Annotated in this window: 21 protein-coding genes and 1 pseudogene; 1 reads left to right on the forward strand and 21 read right to left on the reverse strand. The window is 46.7% G+C overall.

The window, feature by feature from the left end; all coding sequences use genetic code 11:
* Positions 1-29: 29 nt before the first annotated feature.
* The 11 genes and pseudogenes from NQS30_RS05220 to rpsU form a co-directional block, all read right to left on the reverse strand.
* The gene (locus NQS30_RS05220) at positions 30-404 is read right to left on the reverse strand and encodes a diacylglycerol kinase family protein (protein ID WP_015240233.1); all 375 of its coding nucleotides are present in this window, start codon (positions 402-404) and stop codon (positions 30-32) included.
* Positions 385-858: an rRNA maturation RNase YbeY gene (gene ybeY / locus NQS30_RS05225; RefSeq protein WP_012118016.1), complete on the reverse strand. Its 474-nt coding sequence runs from the start codon at positions 856-858 to the stop codon at positions 385-387. The genes NQS30_RS05220 and ybeY overlap by 20 nt, the downstream gene beginning before the upstream one ends.
* Positions 859-2,991 carry an HD family phosphohydrolase gene (locus tag NQS30_RS05230; protein ID WP_007408284.1) on the reverse strand — a complete coding sequence of 711 codons (2,133 nt, stop codon included), beginning with the start codon at positions 2,989-2,991 and terminating at the stop codon, positions 859-861. It lies immediately after the preceding gene.
* Between the two features lie 80 nt (positions 2,992-3,071).
* A complete protein-coding gene (locus NQS30_RS05235) occupies positions 3,072-4,031 on the reverse strand; it encodes a PhoH family protein (protein WP_007408283.1) in 960 nt (319 codons plus the stop codon).
* Positions 3,995-5,219 (reverse strand): annotated as a pseudogene (gene yqfD / locus NQS30_RS05240) (sporulation protein YqfD). Before yqfD ends, NQS30_RS05235 begins: the two are co-directional and overlap by 37 nt.
* Positions 5,220-5,236: 17 nt before the next feature.
* A complete protein-coding gene (gene yqfC / locus NQS30_RS05245; protein ID WP_003152966.1) occupies positions 5,237-5,518 on the reverse strand; it encodes a sporulation protein YqfC in 282 nt (93 codons plus the stop codon).
* A gap of 56 nt (positions 5,519-5,574) precedes the next feature.
* A complete protein-coding gene (locus NQS30_RS05250) occupies positions 5,575-6,009 on the reverse strand; it encodes a hypothetical protein (protein WP_007408281.1) in 435 nt (144 codons plus the stop codon).
* A gap of 27 nt (positions 6,010-6,036) precedes the next feature.
* Positions 6,037-7,029 carry a flotillin-like protein FloA gene (gene floA, locus NQS30_RS05255; protein WP_007408280.1) on the reverse strand — a complete coding sequence of 331 codons (993 nt, stop codon included), beginning with the start codon at positions 7,027-7,029 and terminating at the stop codon, positions 6,037-6,039.
* Positions 7,030-7,053: 24 nt separating this feature from the next.
* Positions 7,054-8,370 carry an NfeD family protein gene (locus tag NQS30_RS05260; RefSeq protein ID WP_069007152.1) on the reverse strand — a complete coding sequence of 439 codons (1,317 nt, stop codon included), beginning with the start codon at positions 8,368-8,370 and terminating at the stop codon, positions 7,054-7,056.
* A 122-nt stretch (positions 8,371-8,492) separates the two neighbouring features.
* Positions 8,493-8,939: a GatB/YqeY domain-containing protein gene (locus NQS30_RS05265; RefSeq protein WP_007408278.1), complete on the reverse strand. Its 447-nt coding sequence runs from the start codon at positions 8,937-8,939 to the stop codon at positions 8,493-8,495.
* 14 nt (positions 8,940-8,953) lie between these two features.
* A complete protein-coding gene (gene rpsU / locus NQS30_RS05270; RefSeq protein ID WP_003152957.1) occupies positions 8,954-9,127 on the reverse strand; it encodes a 30S ribosomal protein S21 in 174 nt (57 codons plus the stop codon).
* A gap of 171 nt (positions 9,128-9,298) precedes the next feature.
* Here rpsU and NQS30_RS05275 point away from each other — a divergent pair, with 171 nt between their 5' ends.
* Complete coding sequence (locus NQS30_RS05275) at positions 9,299-10,225, forward strand: Na/Pi symporter (RefSeq protein WP_015240237.1); 927 nt, start codon at positions 9,299-9,301, stop codon at positions 10,223-10,225.
* A 37-nt stretch (positions 10,226-10,262) separates the two neighbouring features.
* Here NQS30_RS05275 and mtaB read toward each other — a convergent pair whose 3' ends face one another.
* From mtaB to NQS30_RS05325, 10 genes are all read right to left on the reverse strand, one after another.
* On the reverse strand, positions 10,263-11,618 hold the full coding sequence (gene mtaB, locus NQS30_RS05280) for a tRNA (N(6)-L-threonylcarbamoyladenosine(37)-C(2))-methylthiotransferase MtaB (RefSeq protein ID WP_007408276.1): 1,356 nt from the start codon (positions 11,616-11,618) through the stop codon (positions 10,263-10,265).
* Entirely contained in the window at positions 11,618-12,388 is a 771-nt protein-coding gene (locus NQS30_RS05285) for a 16S rRNA (uracil(1498)-N(3))-methyltransferase (protein WP_007408275.1), read from the reverse strand. The genes mtaB and NQS30_RS05285 overlap by 1 nt, the downstream gene beginning before the upstream one ends.
* 22 nt (positions 12,389-12,410) lie before the next feature.
* A complete protein-coding gene (gene prmA, locus NQS30_RS05290) occupies positions 12,411-13,346 on the reverse strand; it encodes a 50S ribosomal protein L11 methyltransferase (protein WP_012118021.1) in 936 nt (311 codons plus the stop codon).
* 23 nt (positions 13,347-13,369) lie between these two features.
* The gene (gene dnaJ, locus NQS30_RS05295) at positions 13,370-14,497 is read right to left on the reverse strand and encodes a molecular chaperone DnaJ (protein ID WP_003152895.1); all 1,128 of its coding nucleotides are present in this window, start codon (positions 14,495-14,497) and stop codon (positions 13,370-13,372) included.
* A 185-nt stretch (positions 14,498-14,682) separates the two neighbouring features.
* Positions 14,683-16,521, reverse strand: a complete 1,839-nt coding sequence (gene dnaK / locus NQS30_RS05300) for a molecular chaperone DnaK (RefSeq protein WP_007408273.1) — start codon at positions 16,519-16,521, stop codon at positions 14,683-14,685.
* A 24-nt stretch (positions 16,522-16,545) separates the two neighbouring features.
* The gene (gene grpE, locus NQS30_RS05305) at positions 16,546-17,121 is read right to left on the reverse strand and encodes a nucleotide exchange factor GrpE (protein ID WP_003152892.1); all 576 of its coding nucleotides are present in this window, start codon (positions 17,119-17,121) and stop codon (positions 16,546-16,548) included.
* A 59-nt stretch (positions 17,122-17,180) separates the two neighbouring features.
* Positions 17,181-18,212 carry a heat-inducible transcriptional repressor HrcA gene (gene hrcA, locus NQS30_RS05310; protein ID WP_218791297.1) on the reverse strand — a complete coding sequence of 344 codons (1,032 nt, stop codon included), beginning with the start codon at positions 18,210-18,212 and terminating at the stop codon, positions 17,181-17,183.
* Between the two features lie 80 nt (positions 18,213-18,292).
* Positions 18,293-19,432: a radical SAM family heme chaperone HemW gene (hemW, locus tag NQS30_RS05315; RefSeq protein ID WP_218791298.1), complete on the reverse strand. Its 1,140-nt coding sequence runs from the start codon at positions 19,430-19,432 to the stop codon at positions 18,293-18,295.
* Positions 19,433-19,491: 59 nt separating this feature from the next.
* Positions 19,492-21,327 (reverse strand): translation elongation factor 4, encoded by a 1,836-nt coding sequence (lepA, locus tag NQS30_RS05320; protein WP_007612672.1) that lies wholly within the window; start codon positions 21,325-21,327, stop codon positions 19,492-19,494.
* 132 nt (positions 21,328-21,459) lie between these two features.
* Positions 21,460-21,795 carry a YqxA family protein gene (locus NQS30_RS05325; protein WP_015240242.1) on the reverse strand — a complete coding sequence of 112 codons (336 nt, stop codon included), beginning with the start codon at positions 21,793-21,795 and terminating at the stop codon, positions 21,460-21,462.
* Positions 21,796-21,802 lie beyond the last annotated feature (7 nt).

Raw genomic sequence — 21,802 nt, forward strand, 5'->3', positions numbered from 1 at the left:
CAATGTAAAATAATTGTAAGAATCTTCTGCTAACATATCTTCGGCAAGAAGATGAGTAAACCAATGATACACGATATCACGGCAAAGACGCAAACGGCTCCGGCGGCCGCGTCCTTTGCCGCTTTTGCGAGCGGGTGATACTGATCGGTAACTAAATCCACAACATGCTCTATCGCGGTATTTAACAGCTCCAAAGCAAGCATTCCTCCGATCAGCATCAAAACAACGGCCCATTCGGCTGTGCTCAGCCCGGTGAGAAAACCGCAAACGATAACGGCGCAGGCCGCGGTAATATGAAATTGAAAATTCCGCTCTGACCGCGCCGTTTTCCAGATTCCCCTCCATGCATGGACAAAGCTCTTCAGGAACCTGCTCCACTCGTTTTTATGATCTCGTGAGTCCATACTCATCCAGCAAATCCTTTTGCTTTGAAAACATTTCTTCCTCTTCTTCTTTTGTCATGTGATCATAGCCAAGCAAATGCAAAAAGCCGTGCACGGCCAGAAAACCGAGCTCTCTCATAAACGAATGGCCGTACTCTTCCGCCTGCTCTTTCGTTCTGTCTGCGCTGATGATAATATCTCCTAAAACAGGCGGCATGTCGGCGCCTACGATTTCAACCTCGTCTTCGCCTTCTTCTTCAAGCGCAAACGAAATGACGTCAGTCGGAGTGTCTTTTCCCCGGTAGTCTCTGTTGATTTCTCTGATTTCCTCATTTGTCACAATCGTGACCGATACTTCAGCCTGGTCCTGAACGCCTTCTTTTTCCGCCGCGAATTGGAGCAGCTTCTCCACTTCTTGGAGCGCATCAGCTGAGACGCTGTTCGTTTCATCAACAATATCTATGAGTAAACTCATTTATTTCACCTTCTTCGTAGCCTCCGGATATTCAATCCGGGAGTGGAAAATTCCTTTTAAAGTCGCACATAGTGTTTTTGCGATCGTATCCAGTTCTCGGAACGTGAGATCACATTCTGAGAATTGTCCGTCCTGAAGCTTATCGGATATAATTCCCCGCACCAGTTTTTCGATCCGCTCGGGATTGGGATTATGCATGGAACGGACGGCGGCTTCAACGCTGTCGGCCACTGAGATAATAGCCGCTTCTTTCGATTGCGGCTTCGGCCCCGGGTAGCGGAACTCCTTCTCTGTAATCTGGTCGCCCTTTTCTTTCGCTTTATAATAAAAGAATTTTAAAAGGGACGTTCCGTGATGCTGCTCCGCGATATCCACAAGCTCTTTCGGAAACTTATAGCTTCTGAGCATATTCGCACCGTCTGTCGTATGTGCGATAATGATATTTTTACTGAGCTGAGGGGACAGCTTGTCATGCGGATTATCCATATTCATCTGATTTTCAATAAAATATTGCGGACGTTTCGTTTTGCCGAGATCGTGATAATACGCTCCGACCCGTGCTAAAAGACCGTTTGCCCCTACAGCTTCACAAGCCGCTTCCGATAGATTTGCCACCATGACGCTGTGATGATATGTACCGGGTGTTTCCGTTAAAATCTTTCGAAGCAGGGGATGATTCGGATTAGACAGTTCAATCAGCCTCATTGTTGAAAGAATGCCGAATCCCGTCTCAAAAAACGGCATCAGACCGATAATCAAAACGGATGAAGCAAGGCCCGAGACGACCCCCATCAGCATAAGCGTTCCGATTTCAACCGGTGACAGCGCCGTATTTTGTATTAATAAAAGCGACAGCACGATAATCATATTAATAAATGAGACGAACAGTCCCGTCTGCAATATTTTTGACCTCGCATTATGTTTTCCCAAAAACAGAATGCCTGAAATGCTGCTGATTAAATAGTAAATGCCGATGACGTAATTAAATGTTCCCGTCACACCCTGATTAAACATCATACTGCCGCAGATCGCCAGAATGATGCTTCCTAAAATGGCGAGCCTTTCATTGAGCAGCAGCCTGATTAAAATCGCACCGGCGGCGATCGGCACAAGATAGCCGATATTGGTGTATTCAATCTTCTGAAAGAGACTGACGACTTCCATAATGACGAGAATAAGCGTTGTAATGATAGAAAACAGCAAAAGAGATTTATTTTTCAGCTTAAGCTCCTGCTGCTGTTTCTCAAAATAGTAGACAAGCGTGGCAATAAACAGGCCGATCATCAGAAGGAGACCGCTGATCGGTTTTAACAGGTTGGAATTATTCAAAAGACCCGTCAGTTCAAGCTTCCTGTATACTTCCCGGTCAATCAGATCATTCTCTTCCACGAGAACCTGTCCCTGTTTGATCTGTACCGGCTGGACGCTGTCTGACGCTTCCTGGCGTTTTTCATCGGTCGCTTTCGGATCAAAAACGTAATTCGGGATGACCGCGTATTTTCCGATTTCAGTCGCAGCCGCTAAATATTTTGACGGCACAGAAGCACTTTTCAGCTCTTTTGCGACCTTATCCTTCGCTTCAGCAAGCTTTTCAGAAGGAATTTCACTGCTCATCACCGTATTCACCGCGGTAATGACGGAATCCCTCACAAATGAGAAATCTTCATTGTTTGCATGGAGAAGCGATTTAATGGCATCTTCCGAGACGGATTCATTGACATCCTGTGTCAGCTTGTTTTTCACCGATTTTACCAGTGATTTTTCCGAAGGTGACTTTTTGTCTTTTTCCGCATCTTTTTTCACTTCGCCGATGCTGTCAAAAATGGAAGTGATCAGGTCAAGCCGATTGTCGGTATAGCCTTTTTTCAGAGTGTATTGATCTTCCACCGCATCTTCGGCCGCCTGTTTTTTCGATTCCGTCGCCTGCTGATCTTCCACTGTGGCGGGCGCGTAAATCGTTTTATCACTGACTGCAAACAAATCCAAATTAAGTGATTCAGGTTTTACATGAATAAAGAGCAAACCAAACATGATCGCTGAAAGCAGCAGGTACAGCAGCACATGGGCTGAGCGGGCATGTCTGAAACTGCGGAACCGTTCCCGGGCGCTTTTGCCCTTTCCCTTCTTTTTCAAAACAAGAACCTCCTCCCTGAAACATCAGGAACACATCATATAAAAATGACCCGATAACGGGAGATCGGGTCATTTTTGCATTACTTTTGCTTATCATAAGCTTCAATAATTTTTGCAACAAGCGGATGCCTGACCACATCTGTCTGGTCAAGTTCAATCACGGAGATGCCGTTTACGTCCTTCAGCATGTCCTTCGCTACTGCAAGTCCCGATGTGACGCCTTTCGGCAGGTCAATTTGGCTTACGTCGCCCGTAATGATCATTTTAGAGCCAAAACCCAATCTCGTCAAAAACATTTTCATTTGAGCGGGAGTGGTATTCTGGGCTTCATCAAGAATCACATACGCGTCGTCAAGCGTCCGCCCTCTCATATAGGCAAGCGGGGCGATTTCGATAACCCCTCTTTCCATAAGACGCTCCGTATGGTCGCTTCCGAGCACATCATGGAGCGCATCATACAGCGGGCGCAGATAAGGATCTACTTTTTCCTTTAAATCTCCGGGCAGAAAACCGAGGCTCTCGCCGGCTTCCACAGCGGGTCTTGTTAAAATAATTTTTTTAATGTGGCCGTTTTTTAAAGCGTGCACCGCTTTTACGACCGCCAAATAAGTTTTGCCGGTTCCCGCCGGCCCGATGCCGAACACCATGTCGTTTTTCTTCATCGCCGCCACATATTCTCTTTGGCCGATGGTTTTGACACGGATCGGTTTGCCTTTTGCCGTTTTCGTTATTTCCTCTTCATACATGCTTTCAAAATAGTCCAGTTCATCTTTTTTTGCCATTTTCACGGCATACAGCACATCACGTTCCGAAATCTCGATCCCCTTGCGAATTAAAGTAAGGAGCGAGCCCAATAATCTGTCAGCGATCTCAAATGTTTCATCATTCCCGGAAACGTAAATGGTTTCACCGCGTGTGATGAGGCTAATGCCCAGATCCTTCTCCATTAAATGTAAAAAGGCATCTTGGCTGCCGAACAAAGAAAGTGCTTCGTCCGGGCTTTTCAGTTTGTGATTAATCGCAAGTAAATGTTCTGCCATTCTTTAGTCTCCCTGAACAATAGGTGTGGTTTGAACGATATCTTCTATAACTTGGTAGAGAATAATCAACTTTACTTTACCATTCTCAACGGATTGGTGCAAAACTTTTTCACTTTCCACCTCTCCGCTGCCGTTTAATCGCTTTTCTACATCTTGTCTTCCCATTTTGATACCGGCCTGAACCGCTTCGCCTTTCGTATAAGTCCGCACGGATGTTTCACTTTCTCTTGTCTGTTCTGAAACGTAAGAAACCGGAAGCTTCATCCCCAGAAATTGAAACGGATGCTTTTCTTCCTCTGTTTTCGGATGTTTCAGCGGCTTCTCATTAAATTCAAAGCCCCAAAAAGGCACGCCCCATGATCCGAAAGACAGCTTGTGCTTCGTCCTTACTTTACCCGTATATAGCGTAAATGATGTTTCAAGAGGCACGGTTACTTCTGACTTGTACCATGTTTCTCCGTAAATTTCCGCTTTTGAGGCGACTTTCCGGTCTTCATTTCCGATCAGTCCTGAGACGAGGAGCTGTCCTTTGTCAACATGATCGTTCACAAAAGCCATCGGCTGCCCCTTTTGCACGAACATCCTTTTGATGACCGCCTTCTTTTTGGCAACGATATGGCGGGGGCTTACGTACTTTTCTTTTGTCGGTTCGTTTTTTTCGACCACTTTCATATGAAGGGCTGTCCCGTTCAATTCCACACCGACCCACGTAATATTATCGATGCCGTTTGTTAATGATTTTTGAATTTTCTCCGGCGTCATCATTAAAAATTGCAAACGGCCTTTTTTCACACCGATTTCTTCAAGGTGCTTTACCATCTGATGCTCGGTTTCGGGCTTGGCCCCTTTAATATCAATTTCCCAAATCATGTTGGACAAAAGAAACAATATAACAAAAAATATCACAAATCCCGCAGTGAAGCCCAGATTTAATTTTGATTTGAGAAGCAGAAAGGGAAGACCCTTTCTTTTTGTAAAGCTTGCTTTGCATTCATGTTTTCTGATGACTCTTCTGAAAGCATGTACATCTTGAAGCTGAATCATCAGCAGAACACAGTCTTGCTTTTTTTTCACCGCAAAGATGGCGATTCCGTTTCTCGTACATTCATTCAGCAGCCGTTCAATCCCTTTTCCTTTGACTTCCATTTGGACTTTACCCGAAAAAAATGACAGCCATTTGTTTTTCACATTATTTCCCCCCGGCTTTATGAATCGACATATCGTACGTGATCTATCGTGCCTTCCAAAAGGATTTCCTCAGGAAGGATTGCCTTAATGACCAAGTTTTTTCCTGATATGATACACTGCCCCTGCTTGAGCATCAGCCTGACTTCTTCTTCACTGAACAGCAGGAGGCCTCTGTGATTCTCTATGTAGATATGAAGTCTGCCGACCATCGTAATACGAGGCAGATCCATCATAACGTCCGGGGGAATTTCCAATGCTCTTGTCAGCCATGCCTTTACACGATTCTTTCTTTGCCCCATAAAAAAAGAACCCCCTTTCATCTCATATGTATGATTTGAAAAGGGGTTCTAACACTTTATTTTTTACCGATGTTCCGCATGGTCCGGTGCGGTTTTTTTGCACGGGGCGGACCCAAAACCTCACTGAATATAATGCCTTGGACCGCAGTTTCTTTATTTATTTTGAGGGCTGATTTCTTCAGAGACGCGTTTCGTGCGCGTGCGGATGTCAGCTTATGTTCGAGCCCGTTAAACATCTGCTCCGTCTCCGCTAGGCGCTTTTCAGCTTCCCTTCTTTTTTGCTCAAAAGGGTTCTCTTCTGAAACGGCAGGCAATTCTTCCGCTTCCGGCTTATGCTCTTTCTGCGGCTGTTTTTGATCCTGCTTTTTTGCCTGATTTCCGGGACGTGTACCCGGCGGACGTTTTTCATCTTTGTTTTTCTTGCCGAATATTGCCGATATAATGCCGATGACAGCGGCAATGACGAGCGGATTTGTCAGAATCTCGTGCATATAGCGGCTCCCTCCTTAATAGAGAGGTTATTGTTGGTCTTCATCTTGCTGGTCATTCGTCAGCTTGCCGATAGAATCCCTCATGTCCGTATCCGCGTCGATATTTTTTATGTTCATATAGTCCATGACGCCGATGTTTCCTTCACGCAACGCTTCTGCCATCGCAAGCGGCACTTCGGCTTCTGCTTCCACGACTTTTGCACGCATTTCTTCTACGCGAGCGCGCATTTCCTGCTCTTGGGCGACCGCCATGGCGCGGCGCTCTTCGGCTTTGGCCTGCGCAATGTTTTTGTCTGCTTCTGCCTGATCCGTCTGAAGAATCGCTCCGATGTTTTTGCCGATATCAACGTCGGCGATGTCAATCGAAAGAATTTCAAATGCGGTGCCTGAATCCAGCCCTTTGCCAAGTACGGTCTGCGAAATCATATCAGGGTTTTCAAGCACTTTTTTATGATTGTGAGAAGAACCGATTGTCGAGACAATCCCTTCTCCGACACGGGCGACAACCGTCTCTTCTCCCGCTCCTCCGACAAGGCGCTCAATATTGGCTCTTACCGTGATTCTGGCTTTTGCTTTTACTTCAATTCCGTCCATGGCGACACCCGCGATAAACGGTGTTTCAATGACCTTCGGATTAACGCTCATCTGTACGGCTTCCAATACGTCACGCCCGGCCAGGTCAATGGCTGCGCAGCGTTCAAATGACAGCTCAATATTGGCGCGCTGTGCCGCAATCAGGGCATTGACCACCCTGTCGACATTACCTCCGGCCAGATAATGGCTTTCGAGCTGATTTGTTGTTGCGGACAGGCCGGCTTTGTGCGCTTTAATTAACGGATTGACAACGCGGCTTGGTATGACGCGCCGCAGCCTCATCCCGACCAAAGTGAAAATGCTGATTCTGACTCCTGCTGCAAGCGCCGAAATCCATAGCATCACCGGTACAAAGGTGAAGAATATGGCTAACACAATAATGGCAGCAGCAACTAATGCTAAAATCGCCAAACTTGACAGTTCCATCTAATTCCTCCTCAAGGTTATCATCTATATTTCTCTCACGACAATGCGTGAGCCTTCCGCTTTCACTACTTTCACCTGTCTGTCTTTCTCAGTGAATGATCCTTCCGAGACGACATCCAGACGTTCACCATCAATAATGACGGTGCCTGACGGTCTGAGGGCTGTAGCGGTAACGCCGACTTTTCCCAACAGCTCCGTCCGGTTCTGATTTGAAACATAACCGCTCTCCGTGCTTGTTGAATCAGTTAATATTAATTTTTTAAAGAATTTCATTCGTTTCCCCAACACCCTTGTTAATATGATAAAGGCTGTAATAGACACAGCAATGGCGATCAAGAGAGAAACCGCCATTACGGTAAAGCTGCCCGCAGCGAGAAAGAGGCTCGCGATGACGCCTGCAATACCGATAAGACCGATTATGCCTCCGGGCAGAAATATCTCTAAAAGGATAAAAACCAAGCCCGCGCAAAATAAGAATACGCTGTCATAGCCGGCGAATCCGGCAGCGATATGCCCGGTGAAAAACAGCAGCATGGCCGTCAGTCCGACGGCACCCGGTATCCCGAGGCCCGGCGAGAACAATTCAATGGTCAAACCAAGCAAAGCAAGCGTTAATAAGACGGGGACAACAAACGGATTTGTCAGCCATCTGCCCAGTTTGCCGACGAAACCTTCTTTTGCATGGTGAACATCCGCTTTGTCAAAACCGAGCTTTGTATATAAAGCATCAAGGTCTGAAACCGTGCCCTCCGAATATCCGACTTCCTTGGCTTTTTCAGCTGTCAGTGTCAGCAGTTTTCCCTTTGGGGCGCCCGCTTCCTTTGCATTAATGGCGGGATCTGCCATGGCCAGGGCGTATTTCGGATTTCGGTTGTTTTTAACCGCTGCGTCCTCCATTTCTGCATGCCACAGTGATTGGGCCTTTTTGTCCGCCGCGTTTCCTTTTCCGTCGATGATGGCTGCGGCACCCATTTTTCCGCCCGGCGCCATATAGATTTCATCTGCCTGAAGCGCTATATACGCTCCGGCAGAAAGCGCCCGTTTATTAACGTAAGCGGTAACAGGCACATCCGCGCGGCCGATGATATCCGCAATATCCAAGGCTGATTGAACGGCGCCTCCCGGTGTATTGATGTCAAGAATAATGTGTGACGCGCCGGACTCCTTCGCTTCTTTGAAAGAACGCGATAAAAACGAGGCGAGCCCCTGTTCGACATTTTTCTCAACCGGGATGACATAAACCGATGGGTGATCAGCTTTCGCGTTCAATTGAACCCCTAATAAAGATAATACAAATAAGCCCAATAGAGCAACAGCAATTCCGTTTTTTTTTCGGAACAAGGCAAATATACCCTCCTTCCCGTTTCGTTCTTCTTTATATACGTAACAAATGTACTTTAGTTTCATTTTTTTATGTATAAAAAAAGACATCTCTCAAGGAAAGATGTCTTTTTTCTTGTCAATTAAGATAATTGACTGCTGACAAGTCTGTTAATTACGCTGCCGTCAGCTTTACCTTTTACTTTAGGCATAATAGCACTCATCACTTTGCCCATGTCCGCTTTGGAGCTCGCACCGACTTCAGCGATGGTTTCATTTACGATTGTCTGCAGCTCTTCTTCAGAAAGCTGCTTCGGTAAATAAACTTCTAAAATGTCCAGCTCTTTTTGAACTTTATCTACTAAATCTAAACGATTAGCGTTTGAAAATTCATGGAGGGAGTCTTTACGTTGCTTAAGTTCACGAGATAGGACAGTAAGTTCCTCATCCTCGGTCAAACTGTCTTTCTTAAGCTTAATTGCTTCGTTTTGAAGTGAAGCTTTCACCATTCGAACGACAGTCAGTTTGTCTTTCTCACGGCTTTTCATATACAGCTTCATATCTTGGTTAAGTCGCTCAAGAAGACTCATAAATCCACCCTCTTTTAGAATTTGCGTTTTCTAGCAGCTTCTGACTTTTTCTTGCGCTTTACGCTAGGTTTTTCATAAAATTCGCGCTTTCTTGCTTCTTGCAAAGTACCTGTCTTTGATACACTGCGTTTGAAGCGACGAAGAGCATCTTCAAGCGATTCGTTTTTTCTAACGACCGTTTTTGACATTCTCTTTCCCTCCCTCCGAATACACCAATCGACTACCTTTAAAAAGATACATATATAAACATGTACTTTGACATTATAATATAAGCCATCAGTCAGGTCAACTAAGCGAGCTCACTTTTCCGTCATGAATAAGGCTGCTTGTCTATATAATGATGGAAAGGGGTGTTTCATTTGATGATACTGATTCTCTTTACCGCACTTATCCTGATTTTTTTACTCGGAATGAGCCTGCTCAGGCAGGGGCTGATCGCATTAACGTATTCAAAAATTGAGAAGAGCCTGCTCTTATTTACCGACCACCCTTTGAAAGCTTTTCTCATAAGCATCGTATTCACTGGTTTTCTTCAGAGCAGCTCAGCCTTCATGGTCATTGTCATCGGCTTTGTCAGCGCAGGCGCTTTATCTTTTAAACGGACCATTCCGATGATTCTCGGCACGAATGTCGGCTCCACGTTTACGACGGAGTTTTTAGCCATAAAGATGGATGTGCTCATTTGGGTGCTTTTTATCGGAGGCCTTGTGTTTATCCTCCTCCGTAAATATCCGTTCAGGCAGATCGGCATAAGCTTCCTCGGTCTCGGCATCATCTTTTTTTGCATCACATGCTTCAGCCGGCTCGCCGTTCCGCTGACAGAAATGAAGGCGGGGGCGGAGGTTTTGCGACATGTGAATGATTCGAGCTGGTCCGCTCTTTTTATCGGCATGATACTGACGGCAATCATTCATTCAAGCTCCGTCTGCATCGGCATTTTGATGAGTTTTATGAACGAAGGGGTGATCGGCATTGAACAAGCGGTCAGCGTCGTTCTGGGATCTAATATCGGGACATGCGTCACGGCCGTCATGGCTGCTGTTTCAGGCGGTTATGCCGCCAGACAGACCGCCGGTGCTCACGTTGTGTTTAATATTCTCGGCGTGCTGCTCGTATTTCCCTTCCTGTCCGCATCAGCAGGTTTTACGGAGCGCCTGTCTGATGATCCCGCGCAGATGATTGCGCATTTCAGCCTGTTATTTAACGTAGTCACCGCCTTATTGTTTCTGCCGTTCACACATTTGTTTTACCGGCTGATTGACAGGCTGATTCCTCCGAAACCGTAAAAAAACCGATGCGGGAAGGCACCGGTTTTTTTATCTGTTATGAAGACATGCGCATGTTCCGGGTCATTTCATCCTCAACGACGCGGACGAATTGCCCTTCATTATACGGATAGCCCGCTTTTTGAATTTTGACTTTGACAAGTTTGCCGATTACATCCTCCGTGCCTTTGAAGACGACTTTCATGTAATTGTCCGTATAGCCGACGAACATGCCCTCCTCATCAGACTCTTTAAACGCCTCTTCCGGAATGATTTCCAGAACCTCTCCTTCATAATCGGAGGCGTATTCTTTGGCAAGCTGGTCAGACAGCGCGATCAGCTTATGCACCCGTTCGTTTTTCACGTTCTCGTCAACCTGGTCTTCCATTCTGGCCGCAGGTGTTCCGGTGCGTTTGCTGTAAGGGAATACGTGAAGCTCTGAAAACTTATGTTCTTTAATGAACCGGTATGTTTCCATAAATTCTTCTTCCGTTTCTCCCGGGAAACCGACGATGACATCAGATGTGACGGCAAGACCCGGCAGCGCTTCTTTCAGCTTATTTAAACGGTCCGCGAAAAATTCCATTGTATATTTGCGTCTCATCCGTTTCAGAACGGTGTTTGATCCTGACTGAATCGGGATATGAAGGTGACGGACGATTTTATCAGACGCATCCAGCACTTCAATCACTTCATCAGTGATTTGGCTTGCTTCAATAGATGAAATTCTGATCCGCTTCAGTCCTTCTACACGCGTATCCAGCTCGCGGAGAAGCTTGGCGAAATTATAATCTTTCATATCTTCGCCGTAGCCGCCCGTATGAATCCCCGTCAGGACGATTTCTTTATAGCCGGCATCCACCAGCTGCTGCGCCTGTTTAATGACTTCTTCAGGATCGCGGGAACGAAGCAGGCCGCGCGCCCAAGGGATAATGCAGAACGTACAGAAGTTGTTGCAGCCCTCTTGGATTTTTAACGACGCTCTTGTGCGGTCAGTAAAAGCGGGAACATCCAGCTCTTCAAACACGCGTGCTTTCATAATATTGCCGACGCCGTTGATCGGCTGACGCTCTTCCCTGTACTGCTCAATGTAACCGAGCATTTTTTCACGATCCTGCGTGCCGACGACGATGTCAACACCCGGGATGGCCATAATTTCCGCCGGAGAGGTTTGCGCATAGCACCCTGTTACGCAGATGACGCCGTCAGGATTTTGGCGGATCGCCCGTCTGATGACTTGACGGCTTTTTTTATCTCCCGTGTTTGTTACCGTACATGTATTAATGACATATACATCTGCTGTCTGTTCGAATTCTTTTCGTTCATAACCCGCATCTTTAAACAGCTGCCAGATTGCTTCTGTTTCATAATGGTTGACCTTGCAGCCAAGGGTATGAAAAGCAACAGTTGCCACTACTGATCACCTCTTAATAACTCTGTATGATAGGAAACTGCGCTTAACGCGTAAAGAGGCGCAGTTTCAGTCCGTAAAATTCTCGGTCCGAGGCCGCATAAGACGGCGCCTTTTTCTGAAAGCTGATGAACTTCAGACTCAGTCAGACCGCCTTCAGGGCCGAATACGATTAAAAGAGACGAACCTTGCGGAAGGCTTTTGAGCTCCGCAGCGAAAGCGCCCGTTTCTCCCTGCTTTGATGACTCCTCGTATGCAACGACACATTTATCGACATTCTCCGCCATTTCAAGCAGCTGCCGGAACGTATGAACGGTTTTCACTTCGGGAATTTCATTGCGGTACGATTGCTCCGCCGCTTCCTTCGCGATTTTCGCCCATCTCTCCCGCTTTTTCTTTGCCTTTTTGTCGTCTAGCTTAACGACGGATCTGGCGCCCTGAAAAGGGATGAACATACTTGCCCCCAGCTCGGTCCCTTTTTGGATAATCCATTCAAGCTTATCGCCTTTCGGGAGGCCGCTGGCGATCCTGATCTTCAAAGGCAGTTCACGGTTTTCACCCGTCCATTCAGCAATGCTGCATGATATATGATCTTTAGAAACCTCTTTAAGCAGGCATAACGCTTCATGGCCGTCTTTCGAACAGCAGATAATCCGGTCTCCCGCACTCATTCTCATGACGTTCGCTATATGGTGGACGTCTTCCCCCGTGATTTGAAAATCAGGAGTTTCGTCCATCTCCTGCTTCGTGAGCTCGATAAAATATCGTTGCATACGCTGTGACACCTACTAACTGTTATTTTTTCGCGATGATGCTGACCCAATCTTCCATAGACAGAATTTCTATGATGGTAAAGCCGGCTTTTTCCAACGCTTCTTTTACTTCCTGTTTTTTCTGGCCGATAATGCCTGAAGTAATAAAATGGCCTCCGTCTTTGAGCAGATCGTACGCCTGTGATGTAAAGCGGAGAATCACTTCCGCCAAAATATTTGCGACAATGACATCATGTTCGCCCGTGATGCCGTCTAACAAATTGTTCTGCTTCACTTCAGCCGTATCACTCACTTTGTTCAATTTTACATTCAGACGCGCGCTTTCAACAGCGACCGGATCAAGGTCATACGCATGAACCGATTCGGCCTCAAGCATGGCGGCCGCGATGCTTAAAATTCCTGAACCGGTGCCGACATCAATGACACGGTCGCCTTTTTGAACGATACGCTCAAGCGCCTGAATGCACAGAACGGTTGTCGGATGCGTTCCCGTACCGAATGCCATACCCGGATCCATTTCGATAATCAGTTCATCTGTATGAACAGGTGTGTACGTTTCCCAAGTGGGAACGATCGTGAACTTTTCAGAAATTTTCACAGGATGATAATACTTTTTCCAAGCTGTCGCCCATTCTTCTTCATTAACTTCAGAAATGGTGATTGTGTTTCTGCCCAAATCAATGTCGTACAAAAGCAGATTATTAATCGTCTCTTTAATGCCGTCCACCGTTTCGCCGAGGAAACTGTTGATCGGCAGATACGCTTTGACAATGACACCCTCATCGGGGTAATCATTGGGGTCGAGCTGGTAGATTTCCCCGTAAACATTCTCACGCTCTTTCATTAAATCAAGCGGATCTTCGATGACAACCCCGCTCGCACCAGCTTCATGCAAAATATTTGAGATGGGTTCGACCGCTTCATGTGTTGTGTGAATGCTGATTTCGGACCATTTCAAAACTACCAACTCCTATCCAATCATTACTCGCCTTTAAATGCGCGTTTTACTTTGTCAAAGAAACTCATTTCTTGTTCATCCGGCAGGTTTCCGCTGACTTCAGCGAACTCGCGGATGATGTCTTTTTGTTTGTCTGTCAGATTCGTCGGTGTGACGACGCGGACGACAATGTGCTGGTCGCCTTGTCCGTAGCCCCGGACGTTCTGAACGCCTTTGCCTCTTAATCTGAATTTCGTGCCTGTTTGTGTGCCGGCAGGTATTTTCAATTTCACTTTTCCGTGAAGCGTCGGCACTTCCACTTCGTCTCCGAGTGCCGCTTGGGCAAACGTTAACGGCATTTCGCAATAAATATCGTCTCCGTCGCGCTCAAAGAACTCGTGGGCGCGCACATGGAATACGACAAACAGATCTCCCGCCGGCCCTCCGTTTACGCCCGGTTCACCTTGGCCCGGAACGCGCAGCTGCTGTCCGTCATCCACACCGGCAGGAATCGTGACATTGATTTTTTTCCGTTTTTTCACTTTGCCCGTGCCGCCGCAGTCAGAACACTTGTTTTTGATGATTTTTCCTGTTCCTTCACAGTGGTGGCAGACTCTTCGGTTAACCACTTTGCCAAACGGCGTGTTCTGTTCGACGTTCAGCTGGCCAGAACCTCCGCAGTGCGAGCACGTATCCGGCTTTGTTCCCGGCTTCGCGCCAGACCCTTTACATGTTTCGCAATTCTCTTCGCGCGGAATTTCAATGATCGTTTCTTTCCCGAAAGCCGCGTCTTCAAATGACAGGGTCATTGTATACTGCAGATCCGCGCCTTGCCGCGGCGCATTCGGGTCACGGCGTCTCGTGCCGCCTCCGAAGATGCTTGAGAAGATGTCATCGAAACCGAAGCCGCCGAAGTCTCCGCCGCCTCCGAAACCGCCGCCGAATCCCTGGTTAGGGTCTGTATGGCCGAATTGGTCATATTGAGCGCGTTTTTGGTCGTCTGAGAGCGCTTCGTACGCTTCTTTTACCTCTTTGAATTTTTCATCTGCTCCGGATTCTTTATTGATATCAGGATGATATTTTTTTGAAAGCTTCCGATAGGCTTTTTTGATTTCATCCTTTGAAGCGCTCTTACTTACCCCAAGCACTTCATAGTAATCACGCTTACTCATCTCGCTTCACTCTCCCGAATTTCTCACATAAATTAGATTGTATCATTTTGAATTATGTTTTTTCAATTCCTTTTATCCCGGGCAAGAAAAAAAGTCAAAGCCAAGAGATGCCTGACTTTGACTTTCTGTCTGTTGAATCAGAATATGCTGTGTGTTCTTCCGCCTATAGCCATGCGGGACAGAACTTATTTTTTCGTTTCGTCGTCTTTTACTTCTTCGTATTCCGCATCGACAACGTTGTCATCCGCTTTTTTGCCTTCAGCGTTTGCTCCGCCTTCAGCCTGCTGCGCTTTCGCCGCTTCTTCGTAAAGCTTCATAGAAAGCTCTTGAACGATTGTTTGAAGCTCATCTTTTTTCGCTTTGATGTCTTCAATTTCGTTTTTCTCGATAGCGGCTTTCAGCGCGTCTTTCGCGTCGTTTGCTTTTTTCACTTGCTCTTCGTCCACTTTGCCTTCCAGATCTTTTAATGTTTTTTCCGTTTGGAACACAAGCTGGTCAGCTTCGTTGCGGACTTCGATTTCTTCTTTTCTCTTCGCATCAGCGTCAGCGTTTTCTTCCGCTTCTTTTACCATGCGTTCGATCTCATCATCAGAAAGACCTGAAGAAGATTTGATAGTAATGTTTTGTTCTTTTCCTGTGCCTAAGTCTTTCGCTCTTACGTTTACGATACCGTTTTTGTCAATATCGAAAGAAACTTCGATTTGCGGTACGCCGCGCGGTGCAGGCGGGATATCAGTAAGCTGGAAGCGGCCGAGCGTTTTGTTGTCGGCAGACATCGGGCGCTCACCTTGAAGCACGTGAATGTCAACAGCCGTTTGGTTGTCAGCTGCAGTTGAGAATACTTGAGACTTGCTCGTCGGAATTGTCGTGTTGCGATCGATCAGTTTCGTGAACACGCCGCCCATTGTTTCAATACCGAGAGAAAGCGGTGTAACGTCAAGAAGAACAACGTCTTTTACGTCTCCCGTGATGACGCCGCCTTGAATCGCTGCACCCAGCGCTACAACTTCATCAGGGTTTACGCCTTTATGCGCTTCTTTACCCGTTTCTTTTTTGATTGCTTCCTGTACGGCTGGAATACGTGTTGATCCGCCGACAAGGATAACTTTGTCGATTTCGCTCGCAGAAAGATCCGCATCTTGAAGAGCCTGACGGACAGGAGCCATTGTGCGCTCAACAAGGTGAGCGGAAAGCTCTTCGAATTTAGCGCGGGTCAGTGTCAGCTCAAGGTGAAGAGGACCTGCTTCTCCCGCTGTGATAAATGGTAAAGAAATTTGTGTGGATGAAACGCCGGAAAGATCTTTTTTCGCTTTCTCAGCCGCATCTTTCAAACGCTGAAGCGCCATTTTGTCTTTTGAAAGATCAATGCCGTTTTCTTTTTTGAATTCTGCTACGAGATGATCGATGATGACTTGGTCAAAGTCGTCTCCGCCAAGACGGTTGTCACCGGCAGTTGAACGGACTTCAAACACGCCGTCGCCAAGTTCAAGAACAGATACGTCAAACGTACCGCCGCCAAGGTCGTAAACAAGAATCGTTTGGTCTTCGTCCGTTTTATCAAGTCCGTATGCAAGCGCTGCTGCAGTCGGCTCGTTGATAATACGCTCTACTTCAAGACCGGCGATTTTACCGGCATCTTTTGTCGCTTGGCGCTCTGCATCGTTGAAGTATGCAGGAACCGTGATAACGGCTTTTGAAACTGTTTCGCCGAGGTAGCTTTCAGCATATGCTTTCAGATGCTGAAGGATAATAGCTGACACCTCTTGAGGCGTGTAGTCTTTTCCTTCGATTTCCACTTTATAGTCAGTACCCATATGGCGTTTGACAGACATGATTGTGTTAGGGTTTGTGATGGATTGGCGTTTTGCCACTTCCCCTACTTGGCGCTCGCCGTTTTTAAATGCAACGACTGACGGAGTCGTACGGTTTCCTTCAGCGTTGGCGATAACTGTAGGCTCTCCGCCTTCAAGCACTGCCACACATGAGTTTGTCGTACCCAAGTCAATTCCGATTACTTTACTCACTTTGAATTACCTCCTGCTATGTAGTTATTGATTCACTTTTACCATTGAAGGACGGATGACGCGATCCTTCAGTTTGTAGCCTTTTTGCAGTTCTTCGATAACAATATTGCTGCCGAAGTTTTCATCTTCCACCTGCATGACAGCTTGGTGAAGGTTCGGATCAAATTCCTGACCGACAGCTTCGATGGCTTCAACGCCTTCTTTTTCAAGTGCGTCCATCAGCTGGCGGCGGACCATTTCCATACCTTGCAGCAAGCTTTTTGTCTGCTCGCTTTCAGCTTCTACCTGTAACGCCCGTTCAAAGTTGTCGAGAGCCGGAAGGATTTCCGTTACGACGTTTTGAGAACGGTATTTCTGAGCAGCTTCCATCTCAAGGCGGCTGCGTCGTTTATAGTTTTCAAAGTCTGCTTGAACACGCAAAAGCTTGTTTTCTTTTTCATCAAGCAAACCCTGCAATTCATCAATTTGGTGCTGAAGGGCTTCTTCCTGACCTGCCGTTTCTTCATGCTGCTCTTGTGAAGCGGCTTGTTCTGCCTGTTCTGTCACTTCTTCTTGTTCTGCTGCTTCAACCTGTTCTGCGGTTTGTTTTTCTTCTGACATTGTGTTCACCTCCCTCAAATGCTGTAAAAAGATGACTGAAAATGATTGCCAAAATTCCCTTATTCATCATACAAACTTGTGAATGCTTTTGACAAGTCCGAAGTCACGTGCTGCAGCAGGCTGACGACTCTTGAATAATTCATGCGCGTCGGCCCGATAATGGCGATTGATCCGATCTGTTTCGTATCAACTGTATAGGTGGCCGTGATTAAACTGCAGTTTTCCATTTCTTCGTAGTCATTTTCTTTCCCGATTTTGATTGAAATCCCGGCTTTTGATGACTGAAACAGCTTCAGAACATCCTGCTCTTTTTCAATTAAAGATAAGAGCGAGCGGACCCTTTCAATATCATGGAACTCCGGCTGATTCAGCATGTTGATCTTTCCGCCGAAAAACAATTTCTCAACGTGGGCCGCCGGATGGAATGTGGAGCGGAGCGATTCAAGTATGCTGTCATAGTTGGCGATATGCTGCCTTAAATATGTGACAACCTCTTTGAAAATGCGCTCATTCAGTTCGTCCATCGGCACGCCCGCCAATCGATCGTTTAGTATATTGACCAGTTTTTCAATATCGGCCAAATCCACTTTAGCCGGGAAATTGATGGTGCGGTTTTCGACATGCCCCGTGTTCGTGACGAGGATGGCGACCGCCTTATCCGGCTGGATCGGTACGATTTGAATCTGTTTAAGATAGTTCTCGCACAGCGTCGGCCCGAGGACAATCGATGTGTAGTTTGTCAGGTCGGACAGGATTTGCGCTGATTTTTGGACTGTTTTTTCCAGCTCGAAGATTTTTTCTTTAAATATCGAGTGAATTAAATCCAGATCGGTTTTTGTCAGCTTGACGGGTGACAGCAAATGATCGACATAATACCTGTACCCTTTTTCCGACGGAATCCGTCCTGAGGATGAATGGGTTTTTTCAATAAAGCCCAATTCCTCCAAGTCAGCCATCTCGTTTCTGATCGTTGCAGAGCTGAATGTAATCTCGTCTTTTTTTGAAAGAGTTCTTGATCCTACAGGCTGCGCTGATTGTATAAAATCATTAATAATCACTTGCAGGATCAACAGCTGACGATTTGTTAACATCATCATCACCCCTGTTAGCACTCAAGGTCAGCGAGTGCTAATTCTATATCAAAAGTAACAAACCAAAAGAAAAATGTCAATTATAACTCACCCAAAAAAGCGCCAAAAACCTCATTTCCTAATAATTTGCCCTCATGCGTTAATGCAACCGATTCTTCCGTGTCACAGATCAGGCCTTTTTCGGTTAAATCTTTGAGAACATCGGGAAACAGTTCGTCGACCGATCGTCCGAATTTATCGAGAAAAGCTTGCTTTTGTACGCCGGACATTTTTCTGAGACCGAGGAACATTTCTTCTTCAATCTGCTCCTCACGTGTCACCTCGTGCGTGTCACGGTAAGGCAGCCCCTTTTCTTCGATGAGCTGCATGTAATGTTTCACAGGCCCGGCGTTGACGGTGCGCGTGCCGCTGATATATCCGTGAGCGCCTGCGCCAAAACCGAAATACTCTTCATTGCTCCAATACGTCAGATTATGCTGCGACTCGTATCCGGGCTTTGCAAAGTTACTGATCTCGTATTGACGGATGCCCGCTTCACTCATCTGCCTCATGACTGTTTCATACATCTCGGCCTCATGTTCTTGCGCGGGGAGATGCAGGCGGCCTTTTTGCATTAAATTATAAAACACCGTTTTCGGCTCTACGATCAGCGAGTAAACGGAATAGTGCTCCGCATCAAGAGACAAAGCCGTTTTGACGGAATTGTCAAGATCGGCCAGCGTCTGACCCGGCAGGCCGAACATTAAATCGAGACTGATGTTGTCGAAGCCGAGAGCCCTCGCACGTTCAAAGGAAGTGAATACGTCCTTTTGTTTATGCACTCTTCCGATTTTTTGTAAAAGCTCATCTTCAAAGGTTTGAACACCGAAGCTCAGCCGGTTGACACCGGCATTTTTCAGGATTTTTAATTTTTCCGGAGACAAATCATCCGGATTCGCTTCCGCGGCAAATTCTATGAGTCCGTCAGAAGGCTTCAGCACGCGGTGAATGGAATCCATCAATTTTTCCAGCTGGACGGGTGAGAGCGATGTCGGCGTGCCTCCCCCGATAAAAATCGTGCGGAGATCAGGGCGTCCCGTCCGTTCTATTGTATTTATCATTTCCTTTTCGAGTGAGTTTAAGTACTCATCGACAGGCTGGCTCTGAATAAAATATTTATTGAAATCGCAATAGTGGCAGATATGCTCACAAAACGGAATATGAATATAAGCTGATTTCATTTTGAAACACCTTCTTCTTTACAGAAAGAAGCCGCAGCGCGGGACTGCGGCGGCTTCCGTTATTTTTTCGGGCTGTCATCCATTTTAAGAACGGCCATAAACGCTTCCTGCGGCACTTCTACTGAGCCGACCTGCTTCATCCGGCGTTTTCCTTCTTTTTGTTTTTCAAGAAGCTTCCGTTTCCGCGAGATGTCTCCTCCGTAACATTTTGCAAGGACGTTTTTCCGCATGGCCTTAATGGTTGAGCGGGCCACGATTTTCTGTCCGATCGCCGCTTGAATCGGTACTTCAAAGTGCTGGCGCGGAATAAGCTCTTTCAGTTTTTCCACAATTACTTTTCCGCGTTCGTACGCGTAATCGCGATGCACGATAAATGAAAGGGCGTCGATTTTTTCTCCGTTCAGCATAATGTCCATCTTGACAAGTTTAGACGGTTTGTAGCCGATCAGTTCGTAATCGAAAGAGGCGTACCCTTTCGTGCTGGATTTCAGCTGATCAAAAAATTCATATACGATTTCCGCAAGAGGCATCTCATATACAATGCTGACCCGGTTGGCGTCTAAGTACTGCATATCGATAAAGTTGCCCCGTTTCCCCTGACAAAGCTCCATAACCGCTCCGACGTAATCGTTCGGAACCATCATCGTCGCTTTGACATAAGGTTCTTCCACCCGCTCTATTTTTTGCGGGTCAGGCATGTTTGACGGGTTGTCGACAACAACCTTTTCGCCGTCTGTCATATACACATCATAGATAACACTCGGTGCCGTTGTGATCAGGTCGATTTTAAACTCACGCTCAATCCGCTCCTGAATGATTTCCATGTGAAGCATTCCTAAAAAACCGCAGCGGAAGCCGAAGCCGAGGGCTTGTGACGTCTCCGCCTCGTATTGAAGAGATGAATCGTTCAATTCAAGTTTTTCCAGAGCCTCGCGCAAATCATTATATTTGGCTGTGTCAATCGGATAAAGTCCGCAGTATACCATCGGATTGAGTTTGCGGTAGCCCGGAAGCGCTTCTGCCGCAGGCTTAACCGCGCTCGTGATCGTATCACCGACACGGGTGTCGCCGACGTTTTTGATTGCGGCTGTCAAATAGCCTACGTCACCGACTGTCAATTCGTCAGCCGGCTGCGCTTTCGGCGTGAAGACGCCGACTTCGATGACTTCAAACTCTTTTCCGGTTGCCATCATTTTAATTTTCTGGCCCGGTTTGACTGTTCCTTCTACGACTCTGATATACGCGACGACTCCGCGGTACGCGTCATAAAGCGAGTCAAAGATGAGCGCTTTCAGCGGAGCTTCCGGATCTCCCGCGGGAGCCGGCACTTTTTCTACGATCTGTTCTAAAATGTCTTCGATGCCGATGCCCGCTTTCGCTGAAGCGAGGACGGCGTCTGAAGCGTCAAGGCCGATAACGTCCTCAACCTCTTGACGCACACGTTCTGGCTCTGCGCTCGGGAGATCGATTTTATTAATGACAGGAAGAATCTCAAGATCATTATCAAGCGCCAGATAGACGTTCGCCAATGTCTGCGCTTCTATTCCCTGAGCCGCATCAACAACGAGAATCGCGCCTTCACAGGCAGCCAGGCTTCGCGAAACTTCATATGTAAAGTCGACGTGTCCGGGCGTGTCGATGAGATGGAATATATATTCTTCTCCGTCTTTAGCTTTGTATTTCAGCTGAACGGAATTTAATTTGATGGTAATTCCCCGTTCGCGTTCAAGGTCCATTGAATCAAGCAATTGTTCTTTCATTTCCCGCTGGGTGATCGCCGATGTTTTTTCTAAAATCCGATCCGCCAAGGTCGATTTGCCGTGGTCTATGTGGGCGATGATGGAGAAATTCCGGATTCTTGACTGCCTCTCTAAACGCTTTTCTTTATCTGTCACAATCTATCACTCCTACTATTAAACGCAAAATACACTAGCTTAGATTATATCAATAGGATTGTAAACATTCAATTAAAACAAGAAAGAGAAAAGCTTCCTTTAAGGAATCATCCGCTTTTCTCTTCATCAATGCTAACGGTTCAGTTTCGAAACCCACTCATACATCGCTTGCGCCGAGTCCGTCACGGTATTTGAAAGGGTTTCTCCGGCTTTTGAAAACAGGTTGAAGGTTTCCGCCTGTTCCAGCTGTTTTTGTTTTTCTTCCAGATCTTTCGCCGTAACGGTTTGCCCCAAAATGGAAGCTTCTTTTTCCTGTCCTTCTCCGCCGAGCGTGAATGCTCCTTTTAAGGAGGGATCTTTGTATCCTTTCATATCAAGCATTCCGCTGTTTGCCTGCTGCATGCCGAACAAAACGCCGAAAAACATGACAATGGCGATCAGCAGGCATTTGCCGGTAAAACGGATCATTCGAATC

The organism is Bacillus sp. B1(2022) (assembly GCF_040259625.1).
Lineage (GTDB): Bacteria > Bacillota > Bacilli > Bacillales > Bacillaceae > Bacillus > Bacillus velezensis.